Annotated in this window: 10 protein-coding genes; 3 read left to right on the top strand and 7 right to left on the bottom strand. The window is 70.9% G+C overall.

The genetic code is table 11. The annotated features are described in order from the left end of the window. Nucleotides 1-83 precede the first annotated feature (83 nt). On the top strand, nt 84-1,283 hold the full coding sequence (locus ACZ7OY_RS12160) for a MarP family serine protease (RefSeq protein ID WP_471911319.1): 1,200 nt from the start codon (nt 84-86) through the stop codon (nt 1,281-1,283). Between the two features lie 90 nt (nt 1,284-1,373). On the opposite strand, the gene ACZ7OY_RS12155 is transcribed toward ACZ7OY_RS12160, so the two are convergent. The 6 genes from ACZ7OY_RS12155 to ACZ7OY_RS12130 all read right to left on the bottom strand — a co-directional run bounded on the left by ACZ7OY_RS12155 (nt 1,374) and on the right by ACZ7OY_RS12130 (nt 9,648). After that, on the bottom strand, nt 1,374-1,553 hold the full coding sequence (locus tag ACZ7OY_RS12155; protein WP_351602723.1) for a hypothetical protein: 180 nt from the start codon (nt 1,551-1,553) through the stop codon (nt 1,374-1,376). A 166-nt stretch (nt 1,554-1,719) separates the two neighbouring features. Further along, nucleotides 1,720-2,670, bottom strand: a complete 951-nt coding sequence (locus tag ACZ7OY_RS12150; protein ID WP_471911318.1) for an alpha/beta fold hydrolase — start codon at nt 2,668-2,670, stop codon at nt 1,720-1,722. After that, nucleotides 2,667-3,161, bottom strand: a complete 495-nt coding sequence (locus ACZ7OY_RS12145; protein ID WP_351602719.1) for a phage holin family protein — start codon at nt 3,159-3,161, stop codon at nt 2,667-2,669. The genes ACZ7OY_RS12150 and ACZ7OY_RS12145 overlap by 4 nt, the downstream gene beginning before the upstream one ends. Nucleotides 3,162-3,279: 118 nt before the next feature. Continuing rightward, on the bottom strand, nt 3,280-4,713 hold the full coding sequence (nhaA, locus tag ACZ7OY_RS12140) for a Na+/H+ antiporter NhaA (protein ID WP_471911317.1): 1,434 nt from the start codon (nt 4,711-4,713) through the stop codon (nt 3,280-3,282). A 183-nt stretch (nt 4,714-4,896) separates the two neighbouring features. Further along, nucleotides 4,897-6,855 carry an acetate--CoA ligase gene (gene acs / locus ACZ7OY_RS12135; protein ID WP_471911316.1) on the bottom strand — a complete coding sequence of 653 codons (1,959 nt, stop codon included), beginning with the start codon at nt 6,853-6,855 and terminating at the stop codon, nt 4,897-4,899. A gap of 198 nt (nt 6,856-7,053) precedes the next feature. Then, nucleotides 7,054-9,648, bottom strand: coding sequence for a SulP family inorganic anion transporter (locus ACZ7OY_RS12130; RefSeq protein ID WP_471911315.1), 2,595 nt, complete (start codon nt 9,646-9,648; stop codon nt 7,054-7,056). 334 nt (nt 9,649-9,982) lie between these two features. On the opposite strand from ACZ7OY_RS12130, the gene ACZ7OY_RS12125 reads away from it, so the two are divergent. Further along, nucleotides 9,983-11,278, top strand: coding sequence for a polysaccharide deacetylase family protein (locus tag ACZ7OY_RS12125; RefSeq protein WP_471911314.1), 1,296 nt, complete (start codon nt 9,983-9,985; stop codon nt 11,276-11,278). On the opposite strand, the gene ACZ7OY_RS12120 is transcribed toward ACZ7OY_RS12125, so the two are convergent. Beyond that, on the bottom strand, nt 11,262-12,242 hold the full coding sequence (locus ACZ7OY_RS12120; RefSeq protein WP_471911313.1) for an ATP-binding protein: 981 nt from the start codon (nt 12,240-12,242) through the stop codon (nt 11,262-11,264). The two genes, ACZ7OY_RS12125 and ACZ7OY_RS12120, sit on opposite strands and share 17 nt — an antisense overlap. A gap of 100 nt (nt 12,243-12,342) precedes the next feature. Between ACZ7OY_RS12120 and ACZ7OY_RS12115 the strand changes: the two genes are divergently transcribed. Beyond that, the gene (locus ACZ7OY_RS12115; RefSeq protein ID WP_384725163.1) at nt 12,343-13,167 is read left to right on the top strand and encodes a Fic family protein; all 825 of its coding nucleotides are present in this window, start codon (nt 12,343-12,345) and stop codon (nt 13,165-13,167) included. Nucleotides 13,168-13,434: the final 267 nt, after the last annotated feature.

Here is a 13,434-nt window from a genome sequence, read left to right as displayed (position 1 = left end):
CAAGTCGTGTCCATCCGGAGGACAAGCTCCGGACCCCCGGCCGTCTGGAGTAACCGGCAAGTGTTGAGGCGAGGCCTGAAGCGGTGAACGTGCTGGACATCCTGCTGTTGGTCGCGGCCGTGTGGTTCGCGATCGTCGGCTATCGCCAGGGGTTCGTCGTCGGCATCCTGTCGGTGATCGGCTTCCTGGGCGGCGGTCTCGTGGCCGTGTATCTCCTGCCCGTCATCTGGGACTGGCTCACCGACAACTCGGAGGTCAGCACCACGGCCGCCGTCGTCGCGGTGGTCGTCGTCATCGTCTGCGCCTCCGTCGGGCAGGCCCTGACCACCCATCTCGGCAACAAGCTGCGCCGGTACATCACCTGGTCCCCGGCCCGCGCCCTGGACGCGACGGGCGGCGCCCTCGTCAACGTCGTCGCCATGCTGCTGGTCGCCTGGCTGATCGGCTCGGCACTCGCGGGCACCACCCTGCCGACCCTCGGCAAGGAGGTCCGCAGCTCCAAGGTGCTCCTCGGGGTGTCCCGGGCGCTGCCCGACCAGGCCGACACCTGGTTCGCCGACTTCTCCTCGGTCCTTGCGCAGAACGGCTTCCCACAGGTCTTCAGCCCGTTCTCGAACGAACCGATCACCGATGTCCGGCCGCCGGACCAGGCCCTTGCCAACAGTGCGGTCGCCCTGCGCGCGCAGCGCTCCATCGTCAAGGTCACCGGCACCGCCGAGAGTTGCGGCAAGGTCCTGGAGGGCACCGGCTTCGTCTTCGGCAACCGCCGGGTGCTGACCAACGCCCATGTCGTGGGCGGCGTCGACGAGCCCACCGTCCAGATCGGCGGCGAGGGCAAGCGCTACGACGCCACGGTCGTCCTCTACGACTGGCGGCGCGACATCGCCGTACTCGACGTACCGGATCTCCAGGCACCCGCGCTGCGGTTCGCGTCCGAGGACGCCGCGAGCGGCGACAGCGCGATCGTCGCGGGCTTCCCGGAGAACGGGTCGTACGACGTCCGTGCCGCGCGTGTGCGCGGACGCATCTCGGCGAACGGTCCGGACATCTACCACCGGAGCACCGTGCGCCGCGACGTCTACTCGCTCTACACGATCGTCCGGCAGGGCAACTCCGGCGGCCCGCTGCTCACACCCGACGGCAAGGTGTACGGCGTGGTGTTCGCGAAGTCGCTCGACGACGCCGACACCGGATACGCGCTCACCGTGGACGAGATCCGGCAGGACATCGCCGCGGGACGGACCGCGAACCAGCAGGTGGACAGCGACAGCTGCGCACTCTGAGGCGTTTTCCGCCGGACTGCCGCCGGACTGCCGCCGGACTGCCGCCGGACTGCCGCCGGACCGTCCCCGGGCCGGTGCGGCCCGCGCGGGTCAGCCGCGCGGGTGGCGCAGACGCACCGAGACCCAGCGGGCCCGGCGGCGCAGGATGCGCGGGATTCCCACCCTGGGGTCCGCGCCCGCGAGCTGCGGGGCGCCCCTCTGGTGGGAGCTCAGACCACCGGCGGAGCGGCGGTTGCGTGCTGCGTCACTGTAGTCGTGCGTCCAGCCCATACCCCGACGTCTGCCCCTGCCCCAAGGTCGATAACCGCCTCCCGGGCCCTCAATTGGCCTATGCGCCAGGCAATTGGCTGTTCGTAGGACAGTTGTTCACGTTCGGATACCGGGCACGCCACGAGGGTGACCGATCGGGCCTCGGCTGCCGGGCACACCGCGCGGGTCACCGGTCGGGCTCGGGGTCCTTCAGCCAGTTGACGAGTTCGGCCGAGAAGGCGACCGGATCCTCCTCGTGCGGGAAGTGGCCCAGCCCGTCGAACAGGCGCCAGCGGTACGGCGCTTCGACGTACTCCCCGGACCCGGCCGCACTGCGCGTGCGCATCACCGGGTCCAGCGAGCCGTGCAGATGGAGGGTCGGCACCCGTACGGGCCGCTTCATCCGGCGGTTGAACTGGATGCCGTCGGGCCGGGCGAGGGAGCGGACCATCCACCGGTACGGCTCGATGGAGCAGTGCGCGGTCGAGGGGATGCAGATGGCGCGGCGGTACGTCTCGACCGCCTCGTCGTCCGGCAGCCGCGGCCCGGACCAGTCCCGGATCAGCCGGCCGACCAGCGCGCCGTCGTCCGCGGTGAGCTGCCGCTCCGGGATCCAGGGCCGCTGGAACCCCCAGACGTAGGAACTCGCCGCGGACTGCTTGAGGTCGGAGAGCATCGCGGAGCGCCAGCGCCGGGGGTGCGGCATCGAGGCGACCGCGAGGCGTCGTACCAGCTTCGGGCGCATCACGGCCGCCGTCCACGACAGATAGCCGCCCAGGCCGTGGCCGACCAGCGCGGCGTCCGGCTCGCCGAGCGAGCGGATCACGCCGGTGATGTCCAGGGCGAGGTTGGCCGGGTCGTAGCCGCGCGGGGTGCGGTCGCTGCCGCCCACCCCGCGCAGATCCATGGCGACGGCCCGGTAGCCCGCCTCGGCCAGCGCGACCAGCTGGTGCCGCCAGGCCCACCAGAACTGGGGGAAGCCGTGCACCAGCATCACCAGGGGGCCGTCGCCCAGCTCGGCGATGTGGAAGCGGGCGCCGTTGGCGGCGACGTCCCGGTGCGTCACCCGGTGTCCGCCGGGTACGTCCGAGCGTACGACCGAGGTGGGCTGCGCCGAGGGGGTGCCGGGGTCCGTCATGAGGACGAGCGTGCCACAGCTTCGATGGCCGCGGGCGCGCCGTCCTCCAGCGCGAGGGGCTCCGGGCGCGGGTGCGGCTTGGCGTGCTGGAGCACGACGGCCGTCTCCTTCATCGAGGCGGCGACCTTCTGCGGGCCCTTGCTGCGCTTGGCCTTCTTCGCGAAGACGACGCCGATCAGGGCCAGTACGGCCGCCACGAGGACGTTCGCGGCGAAGGACAGCAGGAAGCAGATGGCGAGGTTCCAGCCGCTCCAGGTCCGGATGCCGTAGGCGAGGGCGAAGTTCAGCATCGGCAGGGAGAACAGCAGGACCATGGCGGCGACGGAGAACGCGCCGCCGCTCGTCGCGCCCTTCTTGACGTCCTGCTTCAGCTGGGCCTTCGCCAGCGCGATCTCGTCGTGCACCAGCGCCGACAATTCGGTCGTCGCCGAGGCGAACAGCTGGCCGATGCTGCGTTCGGCGCCGACCGGGCTGCCGTCGGGTGCGCTCATCGAGGTCTCCCTGTGTCTGCGTGCGGAAGGTGCGGCCGTACGGACGACGTCGGCGCGGAGTCTGTCCGACGTCTGTCCGGCTGCGTCCGGTCCCGCTCTTTTGTACCGTCTCGTCAGATCATGCCGGACCGTCGTCCTCCTCGCCTGCCCCGCCCGCCACTTCGGCAAGCCTGCTGCGGGCCGCGGCCGTCTCCCGGGCCATCCTGCGGTGCTCGGCGGCCTTGCGGTCGTGGATCTCGGCCATCCGCAGGTGGTACGCGGGATCGTCCTGCTCGTAGATGTCCGGGATGCCGTCGAGGTCGTCGTCACGCTCCTCGCGCTCGCACAACGCGCGGTACTTGGCGTTGCGCAGCTTCAGCAGCACGGTCGCCAGCGTCGCCGCGATCAGTGAGCCGGTCAGGACGGAGGCCTTGATCTCGTCCGTCAGTACGTCGTCGCCCGCGAAGGCGAGCTCGCCGATGAGCAGTGAGACGGTGAAGCCGATGCCGGCGAGCGTGGCCACGGCGAACACGTCGGCCCAGGCCAGGTCCTCGCTGAGGGAGGCCCGGGTGAAGCGGGCGGTGAGCCAGGTGCCGCCGAAGATCCCGATCGCCTTGCCGAGGACGAGCCCCAGCACGACGCCCAGGGTCTCCGGCTTGGTGAAGACGTCCATGAGCGCGCCGCCGGAGACCACCACACCCGCGCTGAACAGGGCGAACAGCGGCACGGCGAGGCCCGCCGACAGGGGCCGGGCCAGATGCTCGACCTGCTCGCCCGGGGAGTGCTCCTCGCCCTCACGGGTGGTGCAGCGCAGCATCAGGCCCATGGCGACGCCGGCGATGGTGGCGTGCACGCCGCTGTTGTACATCAGCCCCCAGATCACCAGGGCGAGCGGAACGTACAGGTACCAGCCGCGGACGCCCTTGCGCAGCAGCAGCCAGAAGACGCAGAGGCCGACGACCGCGCCGCCGAGCGCGGCGAAGTCGATGCGCTCGGTGAAGAAGACGGCGATGATCAGGATCGCGCACAGATCGTCGACGACGGCGAGGGTGAGCAGGAAGGCGCGCAGGGCGCTCGGCAGCGAGGTGCCGATGACCGCGAGCACCGCCAGCGCGAACGCGATGTCCGTGGCCGTGGGGACCGCCCAGCCGTCCAGGGAGCCACCGCCGACGACGTTCGTGAGCACGTAGACGAGGGCGGGCACCATCATGCCGCTCAGGGCGGCGACCACGGGCAGTACGGCCGCCCGGGCATCGCGCAGGTCCCCGGCGACGAGCTCACGCTTGAGTTCGATACCGGCGACGAAGAAGAAGAGGGCGAGCAGTCCGTCGGCCGCCCAGTGGGCGACGGACAGATGCAGGCCGAGGGCCTCGGGGCCGAACTCGAAGTGGCTGACGCTCTCGTAACTGTCGTGCAGCGCCGGTACGTTCGACCAGATCAGCGCCGCGACCGCGGCGGCGAGCAGCAGCACGCCGCCGACCGTCTCGGCGCGCAGGGCGTCCATGACGTAGGTGCGCTCGGGCAGTGAAAGGCGTCCGAGGAACTTGCGTCGGGTGGTGCTGGGCGCGGCCACGACGGGCACCTCCGGGTCGGTACGGCTACTGACGGCCGTCGCGCGGGGTCGCCGACGGCATCGCCGACCAGACTTCCCGGCACACCCTTGAGCCGCCAGTTTACCCGACCATTACACAGGCAAATGCCTCTTTGTGGACAGAAGGGGCGCCCGGTGTGTGACCGGGCGCCCCTCGGGCCGTCCTCAGTCCTCGCTCGGCGCCGCCGGGAGCTTGGACTGGATGAGATCCATGACCGAGGAGTCCGTCAGTGTCGTGACGTCCCCCAGCTGCCGGTTCTCGGCCACGTCCCGCAGCAGCCGGCGCATGATCTTGCCGGAGCGGGTCTTCGGCAGCTCGGCCACCGGCAGGACCCGCTTGGGCTTGGCGATCGGGCCGAGGGTGGCGCCGACGTGGTTGCGCAGCTCGGCGACGAGGTTCTCGTCCTCGGCGTTCGCCGTGCCGCGCAGGATGACGAAGGCGACGATCGCCTGCCCGGTCGTCTCGTCCGCCGCGCCGACCACGGCCGCCTCGGCGACCGAAGGGTGCGAGACGAGCGCCGACTCGACCTCGGTGGTCGAGATGTTGTGGCCGGACACGAGCATCACGTCGTCGACCCGGCCCAGCAGCCAGATGTCGCCGTCCTCGTCCTTCTTGGCCCCGTCGCCGGCGAAGTACTTGCCCTCGAACCGGGACCAGTACGTGTCGAGGAACCGCTGGTCGTCGCCCCAGATGGTGCGCAGCATCGACGGCCACGGCTCGGTGAGGACGAGGTAGCCACCGCCGCCGTTGGGCACCTCGTTCGCCTCGTCGTCGACGACCGTCGCGGAGATGCCCGGCAGCGGGGTCTGCGCCGAACCCGGCTTGGTCTCGGTGACACCCGGCAGCGGGGAGATCATCATCGCGCCGGTCTCGGTCTGCCACCAGGTGTCGACGATGGGCGTCCGGTCCGCGCCGATGTGCTTGCGGTACCAGATCCAGGCCTCGGGGTTGATGGGCTCGCCCACCGAACCCAGGACGCGCAGGGAGGACAGGTCGAACTTCGCGGGGATGTCGTCGCCCCACTTCATGAACGTGCGGATGGCGGTCGGCGCCGTGTACAGGATCGTCACCCCGTACTTCTGCACGATCTCCCAGAAGCGGCCCTGGTGCGGGGTGTCGGGCGTGCCCTCGTACATCACCTGGGTCGCGCCGTTGGCCAGCGGCCCGTAGACGATGTACGAGTGCCCGGTGACCCAGCCGACGTCGGCCGTGCACCAGTACACGTCGGTCTCCGGCTTGAGGTCGAAGACGGCGTGGTGGGTGTACGCGGCCTGGGTGAGGTAGCCGCCGGACGTGTGCAGGATGCCCTTCGGCTTGCCCGTCGTGCCGGACGTGTAGAGGATGAACAGCGGCTGCTCGGCCTCGAACGCCTCCGGCGTGTGCTCGGCCGACTGCCGCTCCACGATCTCGTGCCACCACACGTCGCGCTCGTCGTGCCACGCGACCTCCTGGCCGGTGCGGCGGACCACGAGTACGTGCTCGACGTTGTCGACCTTGGTGATCGCCTCGTCGACGGCAGGCTTCAGCGCGGACGGCTTGCCGCGCCGCCAGCCGCCGTCGGAGGTGATGACGACCTTGGCGTCGGCGTCCTGGATGCGGGTGGCGAGGGCGTCCGCGGAGAAACCGCCGAAGACGACCGAGTGCGCGGCGCCGATACGGGCGCAGGCCAGCATCGCGATCGCGGTCTCGGGGATCATCGGCATGTAGACGGCGACCCGGTCGCCCTTGCGGACCCCCAGCTCCAGCAGTGCGTTGGCGGCCCTGGAGACCTCGTCCTTGAGGTCGGCGTAGGTGAGGGCGCGGCTGTCGCCCGGCTCGCCCTCGAAGTGGATGGCCACCCGGTCGCCGTGCCCGGCCTCGACATGCCGGTCGACGCAGTTGTACGCGACGTTCAGCGTGCCGTCCTTGAACCACTTGGCGAACGGCGGGTTCGACCAGTCCAGCGTCTCCGTCGGCTCCTCGGCCCAGGTCAGCCGCCGGGCCTGCTCGGCCCAGAAGCCGAGCCTGTCAGCCTTGGCCTGTTCGTACGCCTCCGCGGTGACATTGGCGTTCGCGGCCAGGTCGGCGGGTGGCGCGAACCTGCGTTCTTCCTTGAGCAGGTTGGCCAGGCTCTCGTTGCTCACGACATCTCCCTTTCGAAGGGTGTCCGTTGTGTCCCAGACCACACCTCATCAGACACGGGGGTCCGGTGACAAGGGCCGCCGAGAAATTGGTTTAGACCTATGTGGAGGGTGGTGCGGGGTCCGGGAAGTCGAGGTCATCCCTACCCACGGACGCCCGCACGGCCCGGTTCAGCCGCCCAGCGGGGCGGGGCGCCGGGATCACGCGGTCAGATCCGCCGCCCCCACATGGCCGAAGACCTGGCCTCCGTCGGTCTCCGTGAGCAGATACGCCTGGGCCTCGCCCACATGGAAGTACATTCCGTGCAGTTCCAGTGCTCCTTCCCCGAGGGCCCGGGTCACCGACTCGTGCGCGCGCAGATGGTCCAGCTGCTGGACGACGTTGGTCAGACAGAGCCGCTCGACCACGTCCTCGGGCTCGCGTCCGGTCATCCGGGCGCCGGGCCGGTCGGCGACGGCCTCCTCGGCCACGCGTCGCAGACTCGGCCGGCCGTGTCGCAGCCAGCGCTCCAGCGGGGTACGGGCGTCGCCCGGACCGGCGTCGAGCAGCGCCTGCATGGCCCCGCACCCGGAGTGTCCGCACACCGTGATGGAGCGCACCTTCAGCACGTCCACCGCGTACTCGATCGCGGCCCCCACCGAGTCGTCCCCGCTCTCCTCACCGGGCAGCGGGACGAGGTTGCCCACGTTGCGCACCACGAAGAGGTCGCCCGGACCACTGGAGGTGATCATCGAGGTGACGAGCCGCGAGTCGGCACAGGTCAGGAAGAGCTGGGTCGGGCGCTGGCCCTCGCGGGCCAGCCGGGCCAGTTCACCCCGTACCAGGGGAGCGGTGTTGCGCTGGAACGCGCTGATGCCGCGCACCAGTTGGTGCTCACTGGGCTCCGACGGCGACGGGGCCGCCGGGGCGGCGCCCGGTGTTCTGCCGTTCTCCCCGGCGGGTGCTCCGCCGTTCGCTCCGTTCGGTGCGCCGGCCGGGTGGTCCTGCGCAGGACGGACCGGACCGTACCCGGCTGCCGCGGCGCCGTGCGGGCCCGATGCCCCCGCCGGGTGCCCGCCGGGCGCCGCCACGGACTGCGGGCCCTCGCACTGGTGGTTGCGCCAGGCCGTCCAGGGCCGGCAGCGGCAGTCGGCGGACTCCGCGGCCTGGGCGGTCGCGGTGCCGGTGCGGCGCCCCGCCGCAGGGGTGGGCTCGGCGATCCGGACCCGGGCGCTGCGGCTGGTCAGCTCGGCGGAACCGCCCTGTGCGGTGTGCGTCTTCTGCCAGTCGTGCAGCGACTCGTACGCCGCGTGGTCCATGAACGAACCGTCCAGCTCCACCACGGCGTGGGCGCCCTGGGGTACGAGATGCAGGGCCTGGTTGAGCCGGGGCACCGCCAGGAACGTCAGCTGTCCTCGGACGTGTACGTGATGGACTCCCTCCCTCTCGTCGTGCGTGATGCGGGTGCGGGTGAGGCGGTGCAGGGCGACGGCGACGGCGACGGCGATGCCCAGCATCACACCCTCCAGGACCCCGAGGACCACCACGCCGAGTGTGGTGACGGCGTACACCAGCACTTCTCGGTGGCGGGTCACCGTGCGGATGTGGTGCAGGGACACCATCTGGATGCCGACGGCCATCACCAGGGCGGCGAGCGAGGCGAGCGGGATGAGCTCCAGGACCGGGACCATCAGCAGCGCGGCGATCACTACGAGAACGCCGTGCAGCATGGTGGAGTTCCGGCTCACGGCACCGGCTTGGACATTCGCCGAACTGCGTACGGCCACTCCGGCCACGGGCAGCCCGCCGAGTGCTCCGGAGACCATGTTGGCGGCGCCCTGGCCGAGCAGCTCGCGGTCCAGCCGGGAGCGGCCGACGCGGGTGCTCAGGCCGGGGGTCCGGGCCACCAGCTTGTCCACCGCGACCGCGCCGAGCAGCGACTGCACGCTGCACACCAGCGTGGTGGTGAGCACGGCGGCGACCAGCCCGAGCGCCGGGCCCTCGGGTAGTCCGGCCAGGGCATGGCTGTGCCAGGACGGCAGGTCGACCCTGGGCAGGTCCAGTCCGGTCAGGGCCGCGACCGTGGTGGCTCCGGCGACGGCGACGAGCGCCGCCGGGATCCGGCGCAGCAGCCGGCCGGCCGGGCCCGGGATCCGGGGCCAGAGCAGCAGCAGGGTGAGGGTCAGCGCGCTCACGGACACGGAGGCCGGGTGCAGACCGGCCAACTGAGCGGGCAGCGCGCGGAGGTTGGCGAGGACCGAGCTCTGCGGACTGCCGCCGAGCACGATGTGCAGCTGTGCGACGGCGATGGTGATGCCGATGCCGGCGAGCATGCCGTGCACGACGGCGGGGCTGACCGCGAGCGCGCCGCGCGCCACGCGCAGGCAGCCCAGACCGAGTTGGGCGAGTCCGGCGAGGACGGTGATGGCGCAGGTCGTGCGCCATCCGTAGCGGTGGATGAGGTCGGCGGTGACGACCGTGAGTCCGGCCGCCGGGCCGCTGACCTGGAGCGGGGAGCCGCCGAGCCGGCCGACGACCAGGCCGCCCACGGCCGCGGCGACCAGGCCGGACTGGAGCGGTGCGCCGGTGGCCAGGGCGATTCCCAGGGACAGGGGCAGGGCGATCAGGAAGACCGCGATCGACGCGGACAGATCGGCCCCCGCGAGGGGGAAGCGCCGGGGCGGGGCGGGCGGGGGGTGGTCGGGCGAGTGGTGGTCCTTCGTCCGGGGCGGGGCGGCGGCCGGGGCCGCGGTCCGCCGGGCGAGGCCGAGGCCGAGGGCCTGGGTGTGGGATCGGGTGGGGACGCTGGCTGACATGTTCCCGTCTCCTCCGGGGCAGCGCGGTCGCGGAACGGATGGTCCCCGTCGATGGCGGGGCTCTGGTCGCGGCCGTGGGTCACGGCGTACTACGGCGGGATAAATCAACGTTCGGTAAATAGACCGTAATGCAAAGTAAAGACCTTTGATGGGCATTACAGGCAAATGGGTCACTAAATCACTCGGCAGAGTGATCTATGCATTTGGTCGGCTTGTCGTATTAATTCCTTCTCGACCCCGTGCGACCTTGACGGCGCTGTCGGCTCGGCCCGGCACGTCCCCGAAGACGCCGGCACCGGCGTCGGCCTGAGAGAAGGAAGAAGGTGGGCGGAACATGGCCGCCACCCAGAGGATCGCCGCGGGCGCTGTGGTCGCCGCGGCCGTAGCCGTCTCGCTCGCCGGCTGCACGACCGGAGCCGGGGGCTCTCCCGGTGCGAACGCAGGGGTGCCCGGCCCGCAGAAGGCCAAGGGCGCCCCGGCGCCGGGGAGTGTGGTCCGCCTGATCGGCGACGGTTCCACCGCCTACACCGGTGCGCAGCCGCACCTGCCGCGGCCGGAGCGGCTCAAGCCCGGCCAGAAGCCCCCGCAGTTCGTGGTGTTCTCCTGGGACGGGGCGGGCGAGGACAGTCAGAAGCTGTTCTCCCACTTCCGCAAGGTCGCCAAGGAGAACCGCGCGACGATGACGTACTTCCTGAGCGGCGTGTACATGCTGCCCAAGGAGAAGCGTGACCTCTACAAGCCGCCACAGCACTCGCCGGGCCGCTCGGACATCGGTTTCAACGACGAGCAGGGCATCGCCGACACCGTCAAGCAGCTGCGTCTGGCGTGGCTGGAGGGCAACGAGATCGGCACCCACTTCAACGGCCACTTCTGTGGCCCGAACGGTGGTGTCGGCGAGTGGTCCGTCAGCGAGTGGAAGGACGAGATCGCCCAGGCCAAGCGGTTCGTCGAGTCCTGGAAGACCAATAGCGGCATGACGAAGTCGTCCCCGCTGCCCTTCGACTACGACAAGGAGCTCATCGGCGCCCGCACCCCCTGTCTGGAGGGCCGGGACAACTTCGTGAAGGCCGCCGCCCAGCTGGGCTTCCGCTACGACACCAGCGGTGTGAACAACCAGGTCTGGCCGAAGAAACGGGAGGGCCTGTGGGACCTGTCCATGCAGCTCGTGCCCTTCCCCGGCCACTCCTACGAGCAGCTCACCATGGACTACAACTTCATGGTCAGCCAGTCGGGCGCATCGACCCAGGGCGACCCGGACAAGTACGCCCTCTGGGGCGACCAGATGCGGGACGGCCTGCTCAAGGGCTTCGAGCGCGCCTACGACGGCAACCGCGCGCCCCTGGTCGTCGGCAACCACTTCGAGTCCTGGAACGGCGGCACCTACATGCGCGCCCTCGACCAGGTCGTCGCGAACGTCTGCAACAAGCCCGAGGTGCGCTGCGTCTCCTTCCGGCAGCTCGCCGACTGGCTGGACGCCCAGGACCCGCAGACCCTGGCCAGACTGCGCACCCTGAAGGTGGGCCAGGCCCCCGGGCTGGGCTGGGCGTCCTTCCTGTCGGCTCGCCCGGCACCCGCGCCCAAGGGTGTGCCCGGGGCGCCGCCGGCCGATCCGGCTACGCGGGGGCGGTGACTCCCTCGCCGAGCACGAACCCGGGGTCGATCTGCGCGGCCAGGTCGGCCCCGGTGCGCTCGTTTCCCCAGGACTGGGCGTTCTTCAGGTGGAAGTGCACCATCTGCCGTGTGTAGCGTTCCCAGTCGCGCAGTTCGTAGGTCGCGTCGGTGGCCGTGTGCAGCAGGCGCAGGGCGCGGCGGTTGCCGTCCTCCAGGAGCTCGAACCGGGGCGGCCGGCCCTTCTCCATCGCGCGCACCCAGTCCGAGTGCCCGACCGTCACCAGCAGGTCGTCGCCGATCTCGCAGCGCAGGAAGTCGATGTCGTCCTGGCTCTGCACCTTGTTGCCGACGACCTTCAGGACGATGCCGAAGTCGCGGGCGTACTCCTTGTACTGGCGATAGACGGAGACCCCCTTCCGGGTCGGCTCGGCGACGAGGAACGTGATGTCGAAGCGGGTGAACATGCCGGAGGCGAAGGAGTCCGAACCTGCCGTCATGTCGACCACGACGTACTCGTCGGGGCCGTCCGCCAGGTGGTTCAGGCAGAGCTCCACCGCTCCCGTCTTGGAGTGGTAGCAGGCGACTCCCAGGTCGGAGTCCGCGAAGGGGCCGGTGACCATCAAACGGACGGCGCCGCCGTCGAGCTCCACCGGCCGGGCGCAGGCGTCGTAGACCGGATTGGGATCCCGGACCCGCAGCAGGCGCGAGCCCTCGCCGGGCGGGGTCGTCTTGATCATCGTGTCGGCGGAGGTGATGCGCGGGTTGGAGCCGCGCAGATAGTCCTTGATCAGCCGAAGCTGTCCGCCCATCGCGGGCAGCCGCGCCGCCTCCTGCTCGTCGAGGCCGAGGGCGGCGCCCAGGTGCTGGTTGATGTCGGCGTCGACGGCGACGACCGGCGCTCCGGCGGCCGCGAGGCGACGGATGAACAGGGAGGACAGGGTCGTCTTGCCGCTGCCGCCCTTCCCGACGAAAGCAATTTTCATGTTCACCAAGCGTAGTCGTGTGATCGCATTGCGTGCCGAGTGGAGTGAAGAAGACCACTCCTTCGTGGGGTGCGCCCCCCGACTGCGTAATGTCGTACTCATGAGTACGACAGGTGCGTCCGCCGATCCGCTCGCGGCCCTGGGCTCGCTGCCCGGGGTGGCCGAGTCCGTGGAGTCCGTGCGCAAGGCCGTGGACCGGGTCTACGGGCACCGGGTCATGCGGCGCCGCAGCAACGAGATCACCTCCGAGGCGGCACTGCGGGGCGCCCGTGGCTCCGGGGCCCTGTCCGGCGCGGACTGGGCGCTCGAAGAGGTGCGTCGGCGTACCGACTTCAGCGGCGACGACGAGGCGCGCGTCATGGGCGCGGCGCTGCGGCTGACCGCCGAGGCGGGCCAGTTGCTGTCCATCTGGCGGCAGTCGCCGCTCAGGGTGCTGGCCCGGCTGCATCTGGTCGCCGCGGCGAGCCAGGGGGACGAGGTCGGGCGGCCGCGTCAGGCGGGCGAGGAGGTCGACGAGCCGCTGGTCGGGCTGCCGCTGCCGAGCGCGGCGGAGGTGTCCGGCCGACTGGAGGGCCTGTCCGAGCTGATCATCGCGGGCGGTTCCGCGCCGGCGCTGGTGACGGCGGCCGTGGTCCACGGCGAGATCCTCGCGCTGCGCCCCTTCACCTCGCACAACGGTCTGGTGGCGCGCAGCGCCGAGCGCATCGTGCTGGTCGGCAGCGGCCTCGACCCCAAGTCGGTCTGCCCCGCCGAGGTGGGTCACGCCGAGCTGGGCCGGGCGGCCTACCTCGCGGCCCTGGACGGCTATGTGTCGGGCACCCCGGAGGGTGTGGCGGCCTGGATCGCCCACTGCGGCAGGGCGGTCGGGCTGGGGGCCCGCGAGTCGACGGCGGTGTGCGAGGCGCTGCAGCGCGGGGCGGCATGAGAAGAGGCCCCCGAAGGGGCCTCGCAGGGTTGCGGCGGTACGGATGTCCGTACCGCCGCTGGCATGTTCACCCGGTTACCAAGCGTCCTCGATATATACCCATCAGGCCGGGGGCTTTGCCCGTGCCTGGTGCGGCTGGCCCGTAATCGACGGGTCGACGTCGCGTGGGTGCCCAGTGTTCATGCGGGGTCCGTGGGGCCAAATGCGTTTAAAAGGTGATCCTCTCGGATGTCCTTCGGTCTCGCGGGCCACTGAGTCCTTTGTACT

It is taken from the genome of Streptomyces sp. NPDC107559 (genome assembly GCF_055657365.1).
This window is presented reverse-complemented; position numbering and strand designations above follow the sequence as displayed.

Bases quoted from the DNA above. Each gene is read 5' to 3' on its own strand.
- ACZ7OY_RS12120 (WP_471911313.1), bottom strand. From the start codon at position 12,242: ATGAAAATTGCTTTCGTCGGGAAGGGCGGCAGCGGCAAGACGACCCTG.
- ACZ7OY_RS12115 (WP_384725163.1), top strand. From the start codon at position 12,343: ATGAGTACGACAGGTGCGTCCGCCGATCCGCTCGCGGCCCTGGGCTCG.
- ACZ7OY_RS12145 (WP_351602719.1), bottom strand. From the start codon at position 3,161: ATGAGCGCACCCGACGGCAGCCCGGTCGGCGCCGAACGCAGCATCGGC.
- ACZ7OY_RS12130 (WP_471911315.1), bottom strand. From the start codon at position 9,648: ATGTCAGCCAGCGTCCCCACCCGATCCCACACCCAGGCCCTCGGCCTC.
- ACZ7OY_RS12155 (WP_351602723.1), bottom strand. From the start codon at position 1,553: ATGGGCTGGACGCACGACTACAGTGACGCAGCACGCAACCGCCGCTCC.
- ACZ7OY_RS12150 (WP_471911318.1), bottom strand. From the start codon at position 2,670: ATGACGGACCCCGGCACCCCCTCGGCGCAGCCCACCTCGGTCGTACGC.
- ACZ7OY_RS12125 (WP_471911314.1), top strand. From the start codon at position 9,983: ATGGCCGCCACCCAGAGGATCGCCGCGGGCGCTGTGGTCGCCGCGGCC.